Genomic DNA, 21,803 nt, shown 5'->3' with positions numbered 1-21,803 from the left:
ATAAACCGTTATTTTTCCATTCTTGATCTTTTCTTGTTAAGCCATTTATTAGCCTTATAGGTTAGGTAGGCCGACCCACTTCCTAAAACGGCTCCTGCCACTACATCGCTTGGATAATGAACGCCTAAGTGCATTCGAGAATATCCCACGGCACTTGCCCATACAAAAGACGGTGCAATAACATACCATTTATGATACGCTAAACTAAGTGACGTTGCCGTTGCGAAAGCTGACGAAGTATGTCCCGAAGGAAATGAATAACCCACGGTCGACGCTGCTTGATCAATATCAGGATAGGTTTTAAATGGTCGCTGTCTTTTTATAGTATGTTTCAAAGCGGTAGTAATAAATGCATTTACTAAGAATGCTTCTCCAACAAAAATTGCCTGTTTCTTGGCGGCATTATCTTTCTTTAATAAACCAACCGAATATATAATAATAGGAGTAACAAGACCGATGGGAACCGCACTATTCGTTATTAATTTAAAAGTAGGATCTAAATTCTTATTTCGATCAACATTGATATCTCGTAGAATATTTATATCATTATTTTGAGCATTTACAAAAGTCATGCAAAAAAGCCATACAATTAAATTGATTTTTGCAATTACAGTATTCTTATTTTTCATCCTATTGTTTTTATCTCAAATATACTATAATACAGGTGAACTTTGTAACGAAACACTTCTAACAAAATCATTTTAAAAAAAATAGTTCAAATGAAATTGACTATAATTTCATTTGAACTATTTTATTATTACGTTAACGTTTGCTTAGTTTATAATCGCTTCATAAATTACCCTTTGGATATCTTCCCGAATATTTTCTTTCGATAATCTATTTTCACTTGCAATTGGGAAAGTTCTATTAGATAAAAACACATAAACAATTTGCGTTTCAGGATCAGCCCAAGCCATTGTACCTGTATAACCAGTGTGACCAAAACTCGTCATTGAAGCACAACCGCACGTAGGTCCTACAGCACCTAATTGTGGTTTATCAAAGCCCACTCCTCTCCTATTTCCGGCGGCACAAAAATAGCACGTATTGAAATCATCAAATGTTTTTTCAGAAAAATATTGCCGGTTTCCATAATTTCCTTTTTGTAAATAAAGTTCCATTATTTTTGCCACATCCATAGCATTCGAAAAAACACCTGCGTGACCTGAAACCCCACCTTCTAAAGCAGCGGACAAATCATTGACATATCCTTGTAAAAGTTGACGACGGAAATAGGTATCTGTTTCCGTTGGCGGAATTCTGTTTTTATCAAATTTAGTCAATGGATTGAAACTTGAATTGTTCATCCCGAGTGAACGATAGAAATTTTCTTGAATTAAAACATCTAATGGTTTACCCGTTGTCTTTTCTAAATAATCCTTCAGAATCATAAAAGTAAGATCACTGTATTTGTATTCTTTTTTTAATGACAGTTTACTCTCAACAATCATTTTCATAATTGTGTCACTAAAATCATTTCGTATAAAAAGACTGTCTCCTAGTTTTTTCGAAAACTGCTCTTCAGCAATTTTTCTAAAATAAACATCAGAAGGAGATTGCGATTTATTCATTGTAGCCTTGTAAAATGGTATTCCTGCTGCTAAACCTGCATAATGCGACAATAAATCCTTGAAATTAATATTTGCCTTATTGGAATCTTTAAAAATAGGAGACATTGATCCTAATGTTGTTTCCAAATTTATTTTTTGCTGATCGTATTGCTGCATCACATTAGGCAATGTAGCTATAATTTTCGTTAATGAGGCAACATCATAAATATCGGAGTCTTGCACTTTAATCGTTCTATCATACGTATGATGACCGAATGATTTTTGATAAATAACTTTTCCTTTTCTGGCTACCAATACCTGAATTCCAGGAGTCATTTTAGCGTCAATTGCTTTAGTAGCAATACTGTCAATTTTTGATAAAATCGTTGAATTCATCCCAACATTTTCTGGAGTTGTGAATCCCAGCCGATTCAATTTTTCTGTTGGCAAACCATCATTTACATTAAAACTAGTATTAATAGAAACCGGTAGTTTCCCTTTGGCTTCAATAGCCCCAAAAATTAGTTCTGCCGAAACGACCTGTGCAACTGCACTATTTTGATAAGAAACAACTAAACCTTCAATATCTTCAAAATTTATAATTGGTAATAAAGCGTATGGTTTTGCAAAAACATCCAGAATTACAGTATTATTTTGGGCTAGAAATTTAATTTTTGCCAACTCATCCAATCTTAGATCATGATTACTAAAAGCAACATCTGATTTGTGATAACCAATGATTACGGTTGTAAAAGGGTGTAATTTCACTTGAAGACTATCCAAATTCACATCTGAAATCACAGTTACTTCAGTGTATTTTTTTAAAGTTGAAACAAAAACATCATTGTTGTCATCTCCCATTTTTACATAAGCGATTTTTTGTTTGTCCAAATTTTTAATCGGCAAAACAGCAGCCGTGTTTTTTAGAACGGTAATTGCATTTTCATACAACTCATAGTGTAAAGCTTCATTTTCAACTGAATTCAAATCGGTGTATAAATTTTCAGTGGCAATTGGTTTAAAATTATTCAAATTCGCTTTGTACTTGAATTTCAGAATTTTTTTTACGGAAAAAGCCAATCGTTCCTCCGTAAATAAATTTATAGAATACGCAAATTTAAATTTCTCAATAGCAGCAGGAACATTTTCAGGAAACAGCAGCACGTCATTACCGGCTATAAAAGCTTCAAAATTGATTTCACTGGGTAATTTAAATTCGCTTACACTTTTCATATTCAAAGCATCTGTAAAAATAAGTCCTTTGAAACCCAATTCTTTCTGAAGAATATCAGTAACCACATTATAGGAAATTGAGGAAGGAAAATTAGGTCTTGGTTCTATGCTGGGAACGTTTAAATGGGCTACCATAACGGACGAAAGTCCTTCATGAAACATTTTTTTGTAAGGATAAAACGCTAGGTCTTGTAATTGTTCTTTTGAGGAATTTATGGTCGGTAATTTTTTATGAGAATCCGTATCCGTATCGCCATGTCCCGGAAAATGCTTTCCTGTTGAAAATATGCCTTGACTTTGCACCCCTTTCATCAAAGCAATAGCATGTGCTGTAACCTTGAATTTATCTTCACCAAAAGAACGAAAACCTATGATAGGATTTTTAGGATTGGAGTTGATGTCAAGAATTGGAGCAAAGTTAAATTGCAATCCCAATCGCTTGCTTTGTTGTCCTATTTGAACACCTACTTTCTCCAATAATTTCATGTCTTGGATGGCTCCAAGAGTCATATTCCAGGGATAACTGTAGGTAGAGTCCAATCGCATACCCAAACCCCATTCCGCATCACTACCAATAAACAATGGAGTTTTTGACTTGGATTGAAAACGGTTGGTTAATTTTGCCTGACGAACAGGTCCACCTTGAAAGAAAATTAATCCTCCAATTTTATGATCTGTTATGAGTGTATCAATAGCTTTAATATGCGTCGAATCTTTATTGGAATAAGCGGCAACCATAAACAATTGTCCAAATTTTTCCTCTAAAGTCATTGCACTGTAAACACTATCAACCCATTTGTTGCCTTGAGGAGACAACTCAAAAAGTGTGGGCATATTACTTAAAGCAATACTGTCTAAATTTTCAATTTTGGACGGAATGTTGGTTACAATTACTTTATTCTTATTTGTTTTTGTACCAACACAACCAACAGCAATAAAAAGAAATAAGACATAAAAAAAACTATTTCTGATGCTTATCTTTTTCATCTGACTATTTTGTTTAAAAAAAACGACTGTGCCAGCTATCAATGGCAGGAACTTCCCAGGATTCATTGTATTCTTCTATATTATTAACTAAATTATTGAAAACGATGGTATTTTCAGTAACCGCTTTATCTTTTACCATTTTCTTGAAATCAATCAACGGCTTGTGTGCTATATGTTCTCCAAGTTTGAAGGTAACGTTCATTTTATCCAATAAATCTACGGTATATTTTTGTTCTAAATTTTGAATAAATTCTACAGAGGAATCTATAGAGCATCCTGTTGCAGCTTGTACATCCTGATTTACGGCAATAATGATAAACCGGTTGTATTTTAATTGGTACGAGGATTCTAGACTAGTACCATGCGCAGCCCAACCTTCCAGAAAAGATTGCAAGGCGCTTTCTATTTCAGAAAATTCGGCATCCGAAAATTTTCTGTTTGATTGATAAATCCAGATTTTAGATTCTTCGGGTAAATTTTCAAATGGAACGTACATACGATTTTAGATTTGTGATTTTAGATTGTAGATTTATGAAGTTAGGTGTAATAAATTATAGAGCATTGCTGATTACTTAGACACTGTACACTAAAGATCCTGCGCATTAGCAATTAGTTCCGCAATATCCATCACTTTTACTTCGCCTTCTTTTTCTTTATTTTTAATACCGTCCGTCATCATGGTATTACAAAAAGGACAGCCTGCGGCAATAATTTCTGGTTTTGTTTCTAATGCCTCCTCGGTTCTTTCTATATTGACTTCCTTATTTCCAGGTTCAGCATCTTTAAACATTTGGGCTCCACCTGCACCGCAACATAAACCGTTAGCTTTAGAACGCTTCATTTCAACTAATTCAGCATCCAATTTAAGAATCAATTCTCTTGGTGCTTCATACACATTATTAGCTCTTCCTAAATAACAAGGATCGTGAAAAGTAATTCGTTTACCCTTGAATTGTCCACCTTCAATGGTCAGCCTTCCGTCATCTAACAAGGATTTCAAAAACTCCGTGTGGTGAACCACTTCATATTTTCCGCCTAATTCCGGATATTCATTTTTTAGTGTATTGAAACAATGTGGACAAGCGGTAACAATTTTTTTTGCTTCGTATGCATTCAAAACCTCAATATTCATCATGGCCTGCATTTGAAACAAAAACTCATTACCAGCTCTTTTGGCAGGATCACCTGTACAGCTTTCTTCAGTACCTAAAACGGCAAAAGGAACATTAGCCCGATTTAAAATCCGAACAAAAGCCTTCGTTATTTTCTTCGCTCTATCGTCAAAACTTCCTGCACAACCCACCCAAAATAAAACTTCTGGTTGTTTCCCTTGAGCTAACATTTCGGCCATGGTAGGCACTATTAAATTCTCTGACATACTATCTTGTTGATTCGGTTATTTGCTTATTTGGTTAATGACAAAATCTTCATTTGTAAATCGGTTATTCGTAATACAAATAGCCTATTAAACAGTGACGCGATTTAACGCCTATTCGTTTTTCCAATTCAATCGGTCTTGCTGATTGTATTGCCATGGCGCACCGTTATTCTCTATATTAGTCATCATGGCGTTTATTGGCATTGGTGCCGCACTTTGTTCCATTACTAAATAGCGACGCATATCCATAATAATTGAAAGCGGGCTAATGTTTACAGGACATTCTTCCACGCACGCATTACAAGAAGTGCATGCCCAAAGCTCTTCTGGTGTGATGTAATCGTTTAATAATGTTTTGTTGTCCGGAATAAAAACACCTTTATTGGCATCAATATTTCTTCCTACTTCTTCCATTCGATCTCTGGTATCCATCATAATTTTACGTGGAGACAATTTTTTTCCTGTAATATTGGCTGGACAAGCTGACGTACAACGACCACATTCTGTACAGGTATACGCATTCAATAATTGAACCCAGTTTAAGTCCTGAATATCACTGGCACCAAATTTACTTGGAACCGCATTCTCATCCACTGGTGCTGCCGCAAAAGGATCAGCATTAGGATCCATCATTAACTTCACTTCTTTAGTAACGGATTCTAAATTATCAAATTGTCCTTGCGGATTTAGATTTGCAAAATACGTATTTGGGAATGCTAACAGAATATGTAAATGTTTTGAAAAATACAAGTAATTCATAAAAATTAAAATACCCACAATATGCAACCACCAGAATATCTCTGAAAGCAACATTACCAATTCATTTGATATTCCGTTAAAGATAGGTTCAATAAATTGACTGATAGGAAACCAACCGGCTTTTATAAAATGAGAAAAACCTCCGGGGACATTTTGTAAATGCAAATCAGAAGCGTTCATCAATAAAAATAATGTCATAAGAACCACCTCAAAATACAAGATATAGTTTGCATCATTTTTTGGCCAGCCTTTTAAATCAGAGCTTACAAATCTTTTCAATTTGATGGCATTTCTTCTGCTCCAAAAAGCAAAAACTGCTACTAAAACTAAAAAAGCTAAAATTTCGAAAGAAGCAATCAGCACATCATACGTAGTTCCTAAAAAAGCAAAAACACGATGTGTCCCAAAAAGTCCGTCGATAATAATTTCTAGCAATTCAATATTTATAATAATAAAACCCACATAAACAATAACATGCAATGCTCCAGCGATAGGTTTTTTGACCATTTTTGATTGACCAAGAGCTATCATGGCCATATTAATCCAGCGCGCTTTTGGATTATCAAAGCGATTTACATCCGTTCCAAGATTGATATTTCGTCTGATTTTTTTAACACTGTTGAAAAAATAACCAAAACCAATTACCAATATAACGGCAAATAAAATGTTGTCTAAGTAGCTCATAATTGCTATTTTATTTCATTAGATATAGAATCATTTACAGGACCTACATACGGTTTATTTTTCTTTCCAAATAAAGAAATATTGACATATCGAGTGGGATAAAGTCTAATATCTTGTAATAATAATTCTAATTCTTTTGTGGCGTTTTTTATGTTTTGGTAGAAAGCCTCGTCGTTTAGCAATTTACCCATAGAACCTTTCCCAGATTCTAAACCACTCATAATACCATCAACTCTTCCTAGAGTTGCATTGAGATTTTTTACCGTTTTTCCAAGATCGGCTTTATTCAAGGAATCTGATATTTTAGAAAAATTACCCGATATTTTAGAAAAATTGCTAACGACTCCGTTGATTTGTGCTTTATTCGTTTCTAATAAAGTATTGACATTTAAGGACACTTTATGAAATTGTTCAATGGTTTTGCTCAATTCAGCTAGAGTGAGTTTTAAATCCTGCTGCCCTTTTTGATCCAGAACGTTATTAAAACCGGAAATTAATTTATCCGTGCTTAACAATAGTTTTTCTAGTTTTTCCTGAAGAGGTGCTAATTGATCCCCTACTTTATCAGTAAGTCCTAATTTCACTCCGCCTTGCAATTTCTGACCATCAAGTGCCAAGCTTTTATCTTTAAAATTAGGGATAATTGCAATTTGTTTTCCTCCAATAAATCCTGGCTCATAAATAGAAGCCCTACTGGATTTAGAAATAGGAAAATCAGTTTTCAATTGCAATTCAACTAATAATAGTCCTGTGTTTTCATTTATGGTAATACTATTTACTTTACCAACCACCAAACCGTTCAGGGTAACAGGTGAGGATGTGGCTAGACCTTCAACACTTTTATATTCTACATAAAATGTTTTATAATTTGTGAAAAGATCTCTTCCTTTCAAAAAACTATAGCCCCAAATAAATAATAAAATAGAAGCAATTACTAAGATAGCAGTTTTAATTTCTCGTGTTATTTTCAAAATTCAAGTATTTTTTACAAATTTAATGTAAAATATTTTAAGTTGTTGTTATTATTTAAGAGCTTATTCTACACTTATTTTTTCTCCAACATTAAATGCAATTAAGTGTCCGGACGTATCTTTTTAGGTTTAACCATATCGATTTTTTTTTGCTAAATAATAATCTGATATTTAGATTTATAGCTAATACTAATGATCCTGTCATCCGCTATCAGTAGAAGCTCTTCAGACACTTTGAAATTAGATGCTTTTAACTTTTTATTTAATAAAACCAGTTATAGTTTAACAAATATGTTGTTTTGGGATAGACTACTTGAACGTCGTACGCATCTTTAGATCTGTTTTTTTAACTTTAATATTGTCGTAAGCGCATTTGCTTTTCAACAAAACTATTGTGCAAATTTACTGGGTTTTTACCGCCGTGACCGCATTAAAATAAAATAAATCGGTCTGAGAAAAAAAGTTCAACAAGACCAATAAAAATACTTTTAGAATTGCGAATTCGCTCGTATTATTTTCGAAATAAAACTTATTTTTTTAATCAATACTACTGTAGCACTTGTTATTTAATCGCTTCTTGAATGCTTATTTTTTCTCCATTTTTAAAAGCGATCAAAAAAGCAGTATCATATCCTTTCTCTTTTGCCTCTGTTAATTGCTTTCTTGCTTCATCGTAATCCGTTGTTTCTCCATACATATATTTGTAGACTCTATTTTCATAGGCAACAGAGATATTTTTTAATCCTTTAAAATTTCTAGGCAGGAGCGCTACTTTTTTGATACTAGCCAAAAGTTGCACTTTGAATGAGGTTTTAGTATTATCGATTGCTTTTTTAGTTTCAATAACTTGAAGGTTTGTTTTTGATTTTAAAGGCGTTGCAGTATCCTTAACTTGTTTTTCAATAATTTTTTGCGAAGGCTTTACTTCAAATGCTTCCGATTCTCCACTTCCAAAATATTCTTTTTTATAATCGATTATAGCTCCTGCAATGGCTTTGGCAATTTCGTTCTGGCCTTCTTCTGAATTTAATCTATTTCCTTCAGTCGGATTAGAAATAAACCCCATTTCTATCAATACTCGTGGCATGTAGGCTTTATGAAGCACCATAAATGGCGCTTGTTTAACTCCTCCTCCACGTATTTTTTTTCCTAAATCTGCAAAAGCATCTTCTACCTTACTGGCCAGTGAAATACTGTTGTCTAAATATTCTTCCTGCATCAAGGTCATCCCAATCATAGTTTCCGGAGAGTTTGGATCAAATCCTTCATATTTTTGTTTGTAATCTTTTTCAAGAGTGATTACAGAATTCTCTTTTTTAGCCGCTTCTAGGTTAGAGGCTATCTTACTTAAACCCATCACGTAGGTTTCTGTACCATCGGCAGCGGTATTTCTGTTGGCATTACAATGAATTGACACAAAAATATTAGCATTGAATCTATTGGCAATATTGGCTCTTTCAATTAAGTCAATAAAAACATCTGTTTTTCGTGTAAAATTCACATCAATTTGTGGAGTAGCTTCTAATAACTTACCAACTTTTAGAACGACAGCCAAAGCTATGTTTTTTTCTATTCGTCCTTCATATACAGCACCAAAATCATGATCGCCATGCCCCGCATCAAGTGTTACTTTAAAAACATTAGATTGACAAAAGGCTGATAGCGATATTATCGTCATCAAAAAAGTTATTGTAATTTTAATTTTATAGGTGTTGTGCATAAAGCTATAAGTTAATTTAATTAGAAGACTAAGGGTATAAATTTATTTATTTGACTATTTTTGACAAAAATTTATATGTAAGTTTGACATCTCAAAAAACAGGCCATAATTTTACAAAAATAGCATTTAAACCTTTGCATACAAACTTATTTAATATCGTTTTATTATCAATCTTCCTATCCTTAGGGTCTGGAAAATTATATTCTCAAGATATATCAAAAAAAAAGACGGCGATTTCCGTTAGTAAACAAATAGATAGTACTACTTTAGGAACTATCAAAAAGGTTCCTACTGTTGCAACTACTACAAAAGAGAAGGATTCAATACAAAAAGACAGTATAAAGCCTACCAAAGCATTCCTTGACGGAAAGGTAAAATACAAAGCCGATCAATATGCTAAAATTGATCAAAAGAAAAAGCTCATTACTTTGTATAATAACGCAGAATTGTATTATCAAGACATTGAATTGAAGTCTGGTATAATTGTAATGAATTATGAAAAAAATGAGGTATATGCCGGTCGCATCAAAGATTCTACAGGAGCTTATACACAGTTTCCAAATTTCAAACAGGGCACTAATGTTATTGAACCTGATTCTATCCGATTTAATTTTAAAACAAAAAAAGCTTTAATTTGGAACTCACGATCAGATCAAGGCGAATTTAAAATAAAAGCAACGCAGACCAAAAAAGAAAATGATTCTGTTTATTTTCTAAAAGGAGCCCGTTTTACTACTTCAAAAGATGTAGACAATCCAGAATATTATTTTCAAACCAGCAAAGTAAAATTCATCCCAGGTAAAAAAGTAGTTACGGGATTGACTAATATGGTTATTGCAAATGTTCCTACTCCAATTGCATTGCCTTTTGCTTTTTTTCCAATGAGCCAAGAAACCAGCATTTCAGGATTAATTTTACCAAGCTATAACGACTCCAACAACCGAGGGTTTTCGTTGCAAAATTTAGGGTATTATTTTGCCTTGAGTGATAATTATGATTTAACCGTATTAGGCGATTATTATACTAATGGCAGTTACGGGTTGCGTTTTGAATCCAGTTATGCCAAAAGATACAATTATAGAGGAAACTTAAACATTCGATTTGAAAACTTAATTACCAGCGAAAGAGGCTACCCTGATTACTTAAAACAAAATATTTATAACATACAATGGTCCCATTCCAAAGACTCTAAATCGAATCCTAATTCTAGTTTTTCGGCCTCTGTGAATCTTGGAAGTAGTAAATATTTTCGACAATCTATCAATCAGATAAATATTGGTTCAAATCTAAATAATACCTTAAGTTCTTCTGTGTCGTATTCAAAAACATTCACTTCAATTCCACAAGTTAGAATGTCATTGACTGCAACTCACTCGCAAAATACACAAACCGCAGAAATCAATATGACACTACCTACACTACAACTGAGTGTGGATCGGATTTATCCTTTTGTGGGGAAAGACGGCGTAAAAAAAGGATTTTTCAAGAACATCAATTTACAATATAATCTGAATGGCCGAAACAGCATTGTTACTACCGATTCTTTATTCTTCAAGCCACAAATGTTCCGGGATGCAAAAATTGGTTTCCAACACAGTATTCCGTTAAGCACCAATTTTAAATTATTTAAATATTTCAGTGCGTCTACATCCGTAAATTATGAAGAAATTTGGTATACCAAAACAATTGAAAGAAGTTTTGATCAAAACCAAAGCACCGTAGTCGATAAAACGGTTAATGGCTTTGATGCCTTTAGAACCTATTCCTTCTCCTCAAGTCTGGGAACCACTATTTATGGAACTTTTAACTTTGGTGAAAACAAAAAGATAAAATCAATTCGGCACGTCATGAGACCATCTGTTTCGTATGGGTATACCCCAAGTTTCGAAAAATATTATGACACCTACGCATCCGATGCAACCGGGACAATGACAAAACAATATTCCAGATTTGAAAGCGGGATTTTTGGAGCCCCAGGATTGAATAATTCGAATTCGTTAGGATTTGATTTGAGCAACACTTTTGAAGCAAAAGTTACTGATAGCGATAGCACCAAGGTTGAACCTAAAAAAATAATGCTGCTGAATAACTTAAACCTATCTACCAGCTATAATTTAGATGCAGATGGTGTCAATTCATTAGCTTTTGCGCCGATACGAGTTAGTGGTGGTACCCAACTTTTTCAAAATAAAATGAATGTCAATTTTGGCGCAACGTTAGATCCCTATGCGATTGATAACTCCGGAAACCGAATTAATGTCTTTAATATTAACAACGGCGGCAGCCTTTTTAGAATGACAAGTTCTAATATGACTTTAAATTACTCTATTTCCAGTAAAGGAAATGATAAAAAAGAAAAAGACACAAATGAACAAAGTCGAAGAAATGGGGGCCGTGGAGATGATCTGTTCGGTACCAATACGGACTTAGGAGACAACAGGAGAAGTCAGTTTGACGAAGAAGAGGAAGATGATGGAGAAGATAAAATTTCTGAGTTTTTTAATTCAAAATTACCATGGGATATGACCTTTGCCTATTCTTTGACCTATGGAAACAATAATAGAGAGAATCAAATCATTGGTAACTCGATAATGATTTCAGCTAATGCTGATATCACTCCAAAATGGAAAGCAGGAATATCAACCGGGTACGATTTTGTTCAAAAAGGAGTTACCTTTACTCAGCTTCGTTTTGAAAGGGATTTATTAAGTTGGAGAATGGATTTTAACTGGTCACCATTTGGTGATAATGCAAACTGGGGATTCTTCATTGGAATAAAATCAGGCGTGCTCAGCGACATCAAATGGGACAAACGAAGTACTATAAATCGGTAATTAGGCCAGGAGACTTTTAAACTAAATTGAATTACATAAAATAGAACGTATGAAAAAGATAATTTTTACAGAAAATGCTCCTGCACCAATTGGCCCGTACAACCAAGCAGTCCTAAAAGGAAACACATTGTATGCATCAGGTCAAATTGCAATAAATCCGGCAACTGGAACGTTAGTTCTTGATTCAATCGAAGCCGAAACAGAACAAGTCATGCAAAATATGAAAGCAGTTCTGGAAGCCGCCGGAATGACATTTGAAAACATAGTAAAAACCACAATATTTATTATGGATATGACCGATTTCGGGAAAATAAATACGGTTTATGGTTCCTATTTTAACGAGAAAACTGCTCCGGCACGGGAAACAGTTCAAGTGGCCTGTTTGCCAAAAAATGTGAATATTGAAATCTCAATGATCGCTATTCTTTAGTGCTTTTTTTCCGCTTTCATTATTAAAACAAGAAAAACGGTTGAAACGATTTCAGAATGTCCGTTATAAATTAGTTATAAATTAAAAACCACTGTTGATTTACTTGCTCTAAAGTAAATTAACAGTGGTTTTTGATAAAAATAAACTCTGAAAAACTATTTATTTGCAATATGATATGCAATTAAACCATCAATAGGTCGTCGCAATACATTGCCTAATTGCAACTCATATTTATCAAATATTTCTTGCAGCTCTTCTTTGAGATAAAAGGCTATGGACCCCACAAAATGAACTGGAATTTCTTTGCAGTTATCGTATTGTTTTATGTAATTTTTCACAAAAGATTTCATTCCTTTGAAAATAATTTTTCTGCAGAACTCCGTTTCTTTGTGCTGAATCAGGAACTTCGCAAAAGTCGCTAAATACGCATTTGGATTGGGTTCTTTGTACAATTTGCTTTTTATAGCATCTGGATCAAGGTTGTATTCTTTCTCGAATTCAACGGCCAGTTCTTTTGGCATTTTATTAAAATAGTACTTTCTGATTAATTCTTTTCCAAAAACATTTCCGCTGCAATCATCCATGGCGATATATCCCAATGACTGTACTTTTTGATGGAGTTCTTTGCCATCAAAATAACTGCAGTTTGATCCGGTCCCCAGTATAGAAACAATTGCTTTTTCTCCCTTTGGAGTCGTTGCATAAACGGCTGCATAGGTATCTTCTTTGACATCTATAATAGCATTAGGAAAATACTTTTGAAAAACCTGAGACAGTGCAATTTTCATTCTTTCAGTACCACAACCTGCTCCATAAAAAAACAAATGGGTTGCATTTTTCTTGTTTTGCAAAATATCAAAACGATCATTTAAGCGTTCAATAATTTCATCTTCTTCAAGTACTTCAGGATTCAATCCTAAGGTTTGAGTTGTAAACAATATTTTACCATTTGTATCTATTGCAATCCAATCGGCTTTGGTAGAACCACTATCAACTATTAATCTCATTTTTTTCTGGTTTTTGGTTTTGTTCTTATATTTCCTAATACTTTCATAAAGGAAGGTATTAACAAAATATAAATGAAAAAGGGAATAAAAAATAAAGTCCCGTTACTATAAAGATAACGGGACTTTGTAAATATAATTAATTATTTTAAACCTGCAATATGTACTGATAAATCGATCAATTTGCTTGAATAACCATACTCATTATCATACCAAGATACAATTTTGAAAAAAGTAGAATTCAAACCAATTCCTGCATTAGCATCCACAATTGAAGTACGGGGATCCGAAACGAAATCTTGTGATACTACAGCATCTTCGGTATATCCTAAAACACCTTTCATAGTGGTTTCAGAAGCTGTTTTTAGAACAGCCATGATTTCTTCATAGGTTGTTTCTTTTGCTAATTTAACGGTCAAATCTACTACTGAAACATCTACAGTAGGAACACGCATAGACATCCCTGTTAGTTTTCCGTTCAATTCCGGAATCACTTTTCCTACTGCTTTTGCAGCACCTGTACTAGATGGAATCATGTTGACTAATGCTGATCTACCGCCACGGAAATCTTTTCTTGATGGTCCGTCATTTGTCATTTGAGTTGAAGTTGTTGCATGAATAGTAGTCATCAAACCTTCAACAATTCCAAAATTATCATTGATTACTTTGGCCAAGGGAGCCAAACAATTTGTAGTACAAGAAGCATTAGAAACCACTGTATCTGAAGCTAACGCTTTGTCATGATTTACACCCATTACAAACATTGGCGCATCAGCAGAAGGTGCAGAAATAATTACTTTTTTAGCACCACCGGTGATGTGTGCTTTTGCCGTTTCAATAGTAGTGAAAAAACCAGTACATTCCGCTACAACATCTACATCTACTTCATTCCATTTTAGATTTGCAGGATCTCTTTCTGCAGTAATTCTGATGTGTTTATCGTTTACAAAAAGTTTTCCGTCTTTCACTTCTACTTTTCCGGCGAAACGTCCGTGAACTGAATCGTATTTTAATAAGTAAGCTAAATGATCTACATCTAATAAATCGTTAATTGCAACTACTTCTACATTATCTCTGTTGTACGATTCTCTAAAAACTATTCTCCCTATTCTTCCAAAACCGTTTATTCCTAATTTAACTTTTGACATTTTACTTTAATTTTTGTTTATTTAAATATTAACTTGCTCTAAAGTCTAATTTCCTCACTATAAACTTTAATCCCTTTATGTAGACATTATGTCTGAAACTCTTAATAATTCTCTATCAATTTCTGTTTTGCCTTTAATGGCTTGTTCCAAAGGTGTCAATGAAACTGTATCGTTCTTTAACCCTACCATGAACTTTGACTTGCCTTCCAGCAAAGATTCAACTGCTTTTACGCCCAATCTACTGGCAAGAACCCGATCAAAACAAGAAGGGGAACCGCCACGTTGCATGTGGCCCAGAACAGAAACTCTAACATCATATTCCGGCAAATTAGCTTCTACGTAATCTTTTAATTCAAATACGTTTTTCCCTATTTTATCTCCTTCTGCTATTACAACAATGCTGGATGATTTACCAGAAGCCTTGCTTTTTTGCAGGGATTCTAATAATCGCTCTAATCCTAAATCTTCTTCGGGAATCAGAATTTCTTCGGCACCGGCACCAATACCGGCATTCAAAGCGATGTGACCGGCATCTCTACCCATCACTTCTACAAAGAATAAACGATTGTGTGAACTTGCGGTATCTCTAATTTTATCAATGACATCCACAACGGTATTCAAAGCGGTATCATATCCTAAAGTATGGGTGGTCCCAAAAATATCGTTATCAATAGTTCCCGGAATTCCCATTACTGGAAAATCAAATTCATTATTGAACAACAAACCACCGGTAAAAGTACCGTCGCCCCCTATTACTACTAGAGCATCTATTCCTGCTTTAATCAGGTTATCGTGTGCTTTTTTTCTTCCTTCTGGAGTTTTAAATTCTAAAGAACGTGCTGACTTCAAAATTGTCCCTCCTTTATTAACAATGTTGTTTACGCTACGAGGTCCCATTTCTTTGAAGTCGCCTTCAATCATTCCCTGATATCCTCTGTATATTCCTATACATTCAATAGCATGATACGCACATGTCCGAACAACGGATCTAATTGCTGCATTCATACCTGGTGAGTCTCCTCCCGAAGTAAGAACACCAACTTTTTTTATTGTTTTTGGCATTATTTAAGTATTAAAGTGTAAAACTAGCAAACATTCAGCACTTACAGAGCCGTGTTTTTTATAAATTAGTTAAGCAACCAAAATTCAAACGTTTTCGTTAATAAGTTTTCGAAAAATCAAAATAAAACGAATTTTATTTAACAAAATAAAAAAATAATGAATTTTTATTTGATAATTAACAATTTAAGCGTTTTTATGATTGTTTTATGACAATGATCCATTACGTATTTACAAATGAGGAATTAAAAAAAAACGTCCTTGTGGTAAGTCTGAAATTCTTTTAATTGGTACTGAAGCAGATATTGTTAATCTCCTATCCTGATCCTGATTCTCATTCTCATTTGTATGAATTCTTGGTTCTGATTCCTCCTGTTTACAAAAAAATTAGTTTTCCTCCGGGACTAAACCTTCTTGATTATTTTTGGTTTTTTCTGTTTTGGGTTTTTTAGATTTCATAAAATTAATATAATCCGGAGATAAGTCAGAATCTTGATCTTCAGCGGCGGGCACTGTCACTCTGTCTATTTTTAGATTCGTAAAAATTTTATTGACTAACTCCTTGAAAGTATCAAAATCTACTTCGTAAGAAACTCCTAAACCTTGGGTATAACCAATCCCTTGCCCAATATAATTGATATCATTTTCTTTATTAAACAATCGTAAATTAAGTGTTCCATCTTCATTAACCCTATATAACACTTCAACATCTCCTACGATAGCGGATTCATTAATCCCACCAAAAGGAACTCCTAGTTTTCCATTGATCGTTATTCTTTCGTTTATTTTGGATGAAATTGTTGCAACAAACCGTCCATCTGTTTCTCTTCCTATTCTTCTGTCGGCTCCAATGAAATTCAGACCCACTTTGAATTTTTCATCGTCAGATTGTATTATTCCTCCTAAAAGACTAGAGGCGGTCTCAAACAAACTTCCTGAAAAATCAGATTGACTTACTCCTTCCGGACTTAAAAATCCACCGGAAGATAATAAATACAATGCTTGAGTTTGTCTCACGTCCTTATCATTTAACTTATATTGGATTTCTGATTTTAACACCGTGCTGACTGTTGGAAATTCAATATTAAAATCGGGTTCCGGACTAGTCAAATCGCCTCTAATTCCTATAACTACTTCCACGGGGACTTTCGTATTAAAAGAAGCATTTTCTAACAAAATTGCAGGATTTGCAGTAGTTTTGTATACTGCTTCAAGATTTAACTGTGCGCGCATCGGATTCCCTTCCCAGGAAATTGACCCTCCTTTTTTGACCTCAAACTTCTTGTCTATCAGTCCTCCATATTTAAAATTATAAGTCCCTTCATACGCTTGAAAATCACCCCACATATTGAATTTCCCCGTCGTGTTTATTTTAAACAACAAAGAGCCAAAACCTTTCCCCTTCATTCCGTGACCTGTGTTTCGGTCTAGAATTACCTCTACTTCGGCATCCGGTGTAATATCAAAATCAAACTCCAATTCAAGGCCATTATAATTCCGGGTATTTTCTACAATACCGTTCCTTACATTGTATTTTTCTTTAGCAGTCAGGAAATGAAGAAAAATATTATCACTTACACTTTCGGCATTATTAATAGGAATTTTTATGGCTGTTCCTTTCTCTGATTTTGCAGCTACTTTTATAAACAATGAATTAGTTGGTCCTTTTATAGTGGCAACTCCATCTATAAATGCAGTACCATAATAAGCTGAATCTTCAGTATCCTTAGTATCTAATGCTAGAAGCCTTTTTGAATTAACGGTTAAATCTAATTTCCAATCCGAAAAATTAGTATGCCCAATACTTCCGTTTAACTTCCCTACAGTGCCAAATTTTGTGTCTGTCAAGGTATTGTTTCTAAACAAGAATCGGTCATCGGTCAGGTCTATAATTGTGTTATCACTTAAACCGTAATCCACATTCAGGTAGGGTATGGTTATTCCTGCTTGGTCAAGGTACAGCCTGCCATTTATACTAGGTTTCTTAAGATTTCCTTCTATGGTAGCATTACCGGCTATTGAACCTCGTATATTAGACAATACTTCACCACCCAAAGAGTTCAAGGTTGCGATATTAAATTTATCAAATTTTAGCCTCAAATCAAGAATGGTTTCTTTATTGACAATTTCAAAACTACCATCCGCATTAAATGATTCAAAATTTTTGTTCTCTAAATTAGAATTTATGGTAAACTTGCTAAGATTTTCATCACCTTCAATTTCAAAATTTAAAGTTCCTAAATCTATTTTATTTAAATTCAAATTATCAATAACTATAGAAGATGTAGGCTGAAAAACATCTTTATTTTGCTTGAAATTTACTTTTCCATTTATATTTCCATGTGCAATAAATTTATCATTAGCAGGCGTGATTTTGTTTAGATCCACATCTTTAAAACTCAGTTGTAAATCCTTAATTGTAGTATCTTTAAAAAGGCCCACTAAAGAAATTTCCTGTTCTTCATGTGACAACACAATGTTATCAATATTGAAATTTTGAAATGATTTATCAAAAACAACTTTATTATCAGTTGCTTCTTTTTCGTTCAAAAACCACAAATAATCTTTGAATTTCACCTCTGATTTACTAATTCCAACTACATTATTGTTATCCTGATTAATAGTATGGTATAAATTCAGATTAAAATAATCTTCTGCTTTTGGTCCCCCTTTAAACTCCGAACGAAAATACAGTGTGTCTTTCATTGTGACATTTATCAGACTAAAATCACGTATTTTATAGTATTTTGTTTTTATACTGTCCAGTTCTATGTAGGCATTATAAAGCGGATTTTTATTGTCTACCGAAACTCTTATATTATCAAGTATATTGTTTGAAGCTATAATTTGAGGCGAATTAAAATTGAGTTTAAATTCCTGATTATCGGAGTTTATATTTCCTTTAATAATGGTGTTGGGTGCAATAGAAATATCAGGGTAAAATATTTCAATTATTTTATTATATATAGAGAAATTAAACTTAAGAAACTGTCCTTTCTTTACCTTGTTGGGCTTAAAATTCGTGTACAGGCTTCCCAAAGAATTCTTTACCAGGTTTTCCAATTGGTTAAATTCATATTTACCCACAATTTCACCCTGAACAATATCTGGTGAATTTACAGTCATGGTTCTTACTCTATTTTCATCAAAAGTTGAATTTATGGTAAAATCATCAAAATTATACGTGTCTTTTGCATTTTGATAGGAGGTTTCGTTGATATACACATTTCCTTGAAAATTTTCTACAGTATTTCCTGATGCCTGAACTACCACATCGCCTCTAAATACAGCAATAGAATCCTTAATTAACTTTAATTTATTCAAATCTGCGTTTTCAACATTAATGTGAAAATCGTATCTATTGTCTTTTTTGCTTAAATCCAATAAACCTTCAAAATTCATACTTAAATTAGGATCTTTTATGGCAATTTGTCCTCTGTAATTCGGATTTTTAAGAACTCCATTGACATCAATATTCGTGTAATTGTATTTTTTATACTCTATTTGGCTAATGCTCCCTTTGATAGCTGTGTCCAGGTATTTTTCTTTGAATCCTTTACCATCGATATCCATATTCAAACTTACCTTTCCTAGTTCTTTTTGATCCAATAAAGTTCCAATATCAAAATTTTCTAAAATAACGTTCCCAATATAAGAAGCCTTATCAATAACATTTATATTTTTTATTTCTAAATTAGAGATTACTTTACCTAACGCCGTTATCATAGAAAAATCAGCTTTGACAACAGTTGTAGAAACATTTGAAACTCCGGAAGCTGAAAATCGTCCTAATTTTTTTAGAGAACTGGGTAATTTATTTCCAAGAATATTAGGTAATATAACTATCAAATTATCATAGCTAGAGGTTAATTTGTCAAATCTGGCATACATCGAAAATTTCTGCCCTTTTTTAGCAAACAAGTTTTTAAAATTAATAGCACCGTTGATCTGTGTTTTCCGATCATCAACTAATTTTAAATTTTTGAATTTCAAATCATTAAGCGTTCCTTTAATAGATGCTTTGATATAAAAATGTTGATTTTTCCCTATTTCTTTATAAAAGTAACGAATATCATTTGAAGCAATTGAGGCAGCATCCAGTTTAATATCAAAGAGTACTTTATCGGTAAAATTAGAAAAATATTCAATTTTATAATTTAACAATACAGTCCCTTTTAAGGTGGATTCTTTGGTCAACAAATTCAGATTTTCTAGTTTTAAGTTTTTTCTGGAATAACTGAATTTTGAGTTTAAATTTTTAACATACAAACCCCGAAAATCTAAAAATGACATTTTATCAATCATAGTCGTTACATCCTGACCGTAAATTTTAAAATTCGTTACGGAAGCATTCAGTTTAGTAAAATCCAAGTCTTTTGGAATTTCACGATTTAGATCTGTCAAAATAAAATGACTATCGTAAATTTTTAATTCCTTTACGGTGAGCAGAAACTTTTTTGTTGATGGTCTTCCGGTTTCAAAAGCGGCTATAAATTTATCGAGATTAGACTCTTTTTCATTTTTGTACGTTTTTAAATTAAATACTAAACCACTCAACCGCAAATCACCAAAAATCAGATCACCGTCCAGCAATTTTTTACCTTCTAAAATAGTCGTTGCAATTCTATCCGAATAAATTAAAGTGTCTTTGTGGTGATCCAGAATCAATACTTTTTTGAATTTTACACCTCCAAAAACAGATATAACAACTCCGTCAATAGCAATATTAGTTCCAAAGTCTTTATTGAGACTTCGGGTGAAATACTGTGCTATTTTAGTTTGAACAAATGGTAGGGTAAGAGCAATACCAAGTACAAGTAAAAGTAGGATTAGTCCAAGTAGAGACCGAAATACTATTTTTTTTATTTTTTTGATACCTACTATATATTTAAATTTTCTAAAATTTCATTTTACCTCTGGAAACTCCTGTGCCTTAAATAAAAATTCTTTAATTTTGGCCTTTACAAAATTGTTATTTTTTGTAAACTAATCATCAAATGTAACTCCAAATTTATGCCTTTTTATGCAAAATCCCGAGGTTTTTATTCTTGCCATTGAAAGTTCTTGTGATGATACTGCAGCGGCCATTTTACACAACGATAAAGTATTGTCAAATGTTGTTGCAAATCAGCTAATTCATAATCAATATGGTGGCGTAGTTCCTGAGCTCGCCTCACGTGCACACCAACAAAACATAGTTCCGGTAGTCGATGCGGCGCTTCGAAAGGCAAATATACAAAAAGAACAGTTATCTGCAATTGCATTTACACAAGGTCCGGGACTCATGGGTTCGCTACTGGTAGGGAGTTCGTTTGCAAAATCACTTGCCCTGGCCTTACAAATTCCTTTGATTGCTGTAAATCACATGCAAGCTCATGTCCTGGCACATTATATAGAGGAAGAGGGCTATGAAAAACCCACTTTCCCGTTCTTGGCCTTAACTATAAGCGGTGGACATACACAAATCATCAAAGTAGATCATTTTTTTGACATGACCGTAATTGGTCAAACCACTGATGACGCAGTTGGAGAAGCTTTTGACAAAAGCGCTAAAATTTTAGGACTTCCCTACCCTGGTGGCCCCTTAATTGATAAATATGCGCAATTAGGAAACCCAAAAGCATTTGTGTTTACAAAACCTAAAGTTCCAGGATTAAATTTTAGCTTCTCCGGTTTGAAAACGGCTATTTTATATTTTATTCAAAAGAAAAAATTAGAAAATCCAAACTTTGTTGCTGAGAATCTAAATGATATTTGCGCATCAATCCAACATACTATTATTGAAATTTTAATGGACAAATTAAAATTAGCCGTAAAAGAAACCGGGATCAAACAAATAGCCATCGGCGGAGGCGTTTCTGCTAATTCCGGAATCCGAAATACATTAAAGGAAACAGAAAACATATATGGTTGGAAAACCTTTATTCCTAAATTTGAATACACTACTGATAATGCTGCAATGATAGGAATTGTAGGATATCAAAAATTTTTAACCCAAACATTTGAAACTTCATCTGTTGTTTCTAAAGCAAGAATACAATTATAA

Annotated in this window: 14 protein-coding genes; 3 read left to right on the top strand and 11 right to left on the bottom strand. The window is 33.5% G+C overall.

Annotated elements, in window-relative coordinates; translation table 11 throughout:
* Nucleotides 1-8: 8 nt before the first annotated feature.
* From EKM03_RS09675 to EKM03_RS09645, 7 genes are all read right to left on the bottom strand, one after another.
* Complete coding sequence (locus EKM03_RS09675; protein WP_126459993.1) at nucleotides 9-629, bottom strand: phosphatase PAP2 family protein; 621 nt, start codon at nucleotides 627-629, stop codon at nucleotides 9-11.
* Nucleotides 630-773: 144 nt separating this feature from the next.
* Entirely contained in the window at nucleotides 774-3,770 is a 2,997-nt protein-coding gene (locus tag EKM03_RS09670) for a glycoside hydrolase family 3 N-terminal domain-containing protein (protein ID WP_126740282.1), read from the bottom strand.
* A 13-nt stretch (nucleotides 3,771-3,783) separates the two neighbouring features.
* Nucleotides 3,784-4,266 (bottom strand): ABC transporter ATPase, encoded by a 483-nt coding sequence (locus tag EKM03_RS09665; protein WP_126459999.1) that lies wholly within the window; start codon nucleotides 4,264-4,266, stop codon nucleotides 3,784-3,786.
* Between the two features lie 90 nt (nucleotides 4,267-4,356).
* Nucleotides 4,357-5,148, bottom strand: coding sequence for a (Fe-S)-binding protein (locus tag EKM03_RS09660; RefSeq protein ID WP_126453357.1), 792 nt, complete (start codon nucleotides 5,146-5,148; stop codon nucleotides 4,357-4,359).
* A gap of 111 nt (nucleotides 5,149-5,259) precedes the next feature.
* Complete coding sequence (locus tag EKM03_RS09655) at nucleotides 5,260-6,591, bottom strand: (Fe-S)-binding protein (protein WP_126564194.1); 1,332 nt, start codon at nucleotides 6,589-6,591, stop codon at nucleotides 5,260-5,262.
* A gap of 5 nt (nucleotides 6,592-6,596) precedes the next feature.
* Nucleotides 6,597-7,562: an MlaD family protein gene (locus EKM03_RS09650; RefSeq protein ID WP_126460005.1), complete on the bottom strand. Its 966-nt coding sequence runs from the start codon at nucleotides 7,560-7,562 to the stop codon at nucleotides 6,597-6,599.
* Nucleotides 7,563-8,124: 562 nt separating this feature from the next.
* Nucleotides 8,125-9,282: an N-acetylmuramoyl-L-alanine amidase gene (locus EKM03_RS09645; protein ID WP_126460009.1), complete on the bottom strand. Its 1,158-nt coding sequence runs from the start codon at nucleotides 9,280-9,282 to the stop codon at nucleotides 8,125-8,127.
* Between the two features lie 83 nt (nucleotides 9,283-9,365).
* On the opposite strand from EKM03_RS09645, the gene EKM03_RS09640 reads away from it, so the two are divergent.
* Nucleotides 9,366-12,116, top strand: coding sequence for a putative LPS assembly protein LptD (locus tag EKM03_RS09640; protein WP_126564193.1), 2,751 nt, complete (start codon nucleotides 9,366-9,368; stop codon nucleotides 12,114-12,116).
* A 49-nt stretch (nucleotides 12,117-12,165) separates the two neighbouring features.
* On the top strand, nucleotides 12,166-12,546 hold the full coding sequence (locus EKM03_RS09635; RefSeq protein ID WP_126460017.1) for a RidA family protein: 381 nt from the start codon (nucleotides 12,166-12,168) through the stop codon (nucleotides 12,544-12,546).
* A gap of 155 nt (nucleotides 12,547-12,701) precedes the next feature.
* Here EKM03_RS09635 and EKM03_RS09630 read toward each other — a convergent pair whose 3' ends face one another.
* The 4 genes from EKM03_RS09630 to EKM03_RS09615 all read right to left on the bottom strand — a co-directional run bounded on the left by EKM03_RS09630 (nucleotide 12,702) and on the right by EKM03_RS09615 (nucleotide 20,587).
* Nucleotides 12,702-13,553, bottom strand: a complete 852-nt coding sequence (locus tag EKM03_RS09630; protein ID WP_126460020.1) for an N-acetylglucosamine kinase — start codon at nucleotides 13,551-13,553, stop codon at nucleotides 12,702-12,704.
* Nucleotides 13,554-13,693: 140 nt separating this feature from the next.
* The gene (gene gap, locus EKM03_RS09625; RefSeq protein ID WP_126460023.1) at nucleotides 13,694-14,698 is read right to left on the bottom strand and encodes a type I glyceraldehyde-3-phosphate dehydrogenase; all 1,005 of its coding nucleotides are present in this window, start codon (nucleotides 14,696-14,698) and stop codon (nucleotides 13,694-13,696) included.
* A 75-nt stretch (nucleotides 14,699-14,773) separates the two neighbouring features.
* Nucleotides 14,774-15,760 carry a 6-phosphofructokinase gene (gene pfkA, locus EKM03_RS09620; RefSeq protein ID WP_126460027.1) on the bottom strand — a complete coding sequence of 329 codons (987 nt, stop codon included), beginning with the start codon at nucleotides 15,758-15,760 and terminating at the stop codon, nucleotides 14,774-14,776.
* Nucleotides 15,761-16,144: 384 nt separating this feature from the next.
* Nucleotides 16,145-20,587, bottom strand: coding sequence for a translocation/assembly module TamB domain-containing protein (locus EKM03_RS09615; protein WP_126460030.1), 4,443 nt, complete (start codon nucleotides 20,585-20,587; stop codon nucleotides 16,145-16,147).
* Between the two features lie 193 nt (nucleotides 20,588-20,780).
* On the opposite strand from EKM03_RS09615, the gene tsaD reads away from it, so the two are divergent.
* Nucleotides 20,781-21,803 (top strand): tRNA (adenosine(37)-N6)-threonylcarbamoyltransferase complex transferase subunit TsaD, encoded by a 1,023-nt coding sequence (tsaD, locus tag EKM03_RS09610; RefSeq protein ID WP_126555958.1) that lies wholly within the window; start codon nucleotides 20,781-20,783, stop codon nucleotides 21,801-21,803.

Origin of the sequence: Flavobacterium sp. GSP6 (assembly GCF_003984855.1) — a bacterium.
Lineage (GTDB): Bacteria > Bacteroidota > Bacteroidia > Flavobacteriales > Flavobacteriaceae > Flavobacterium.
This window is presented reverse-complemented; position numbering and strand designations above follow the sequence as displayed.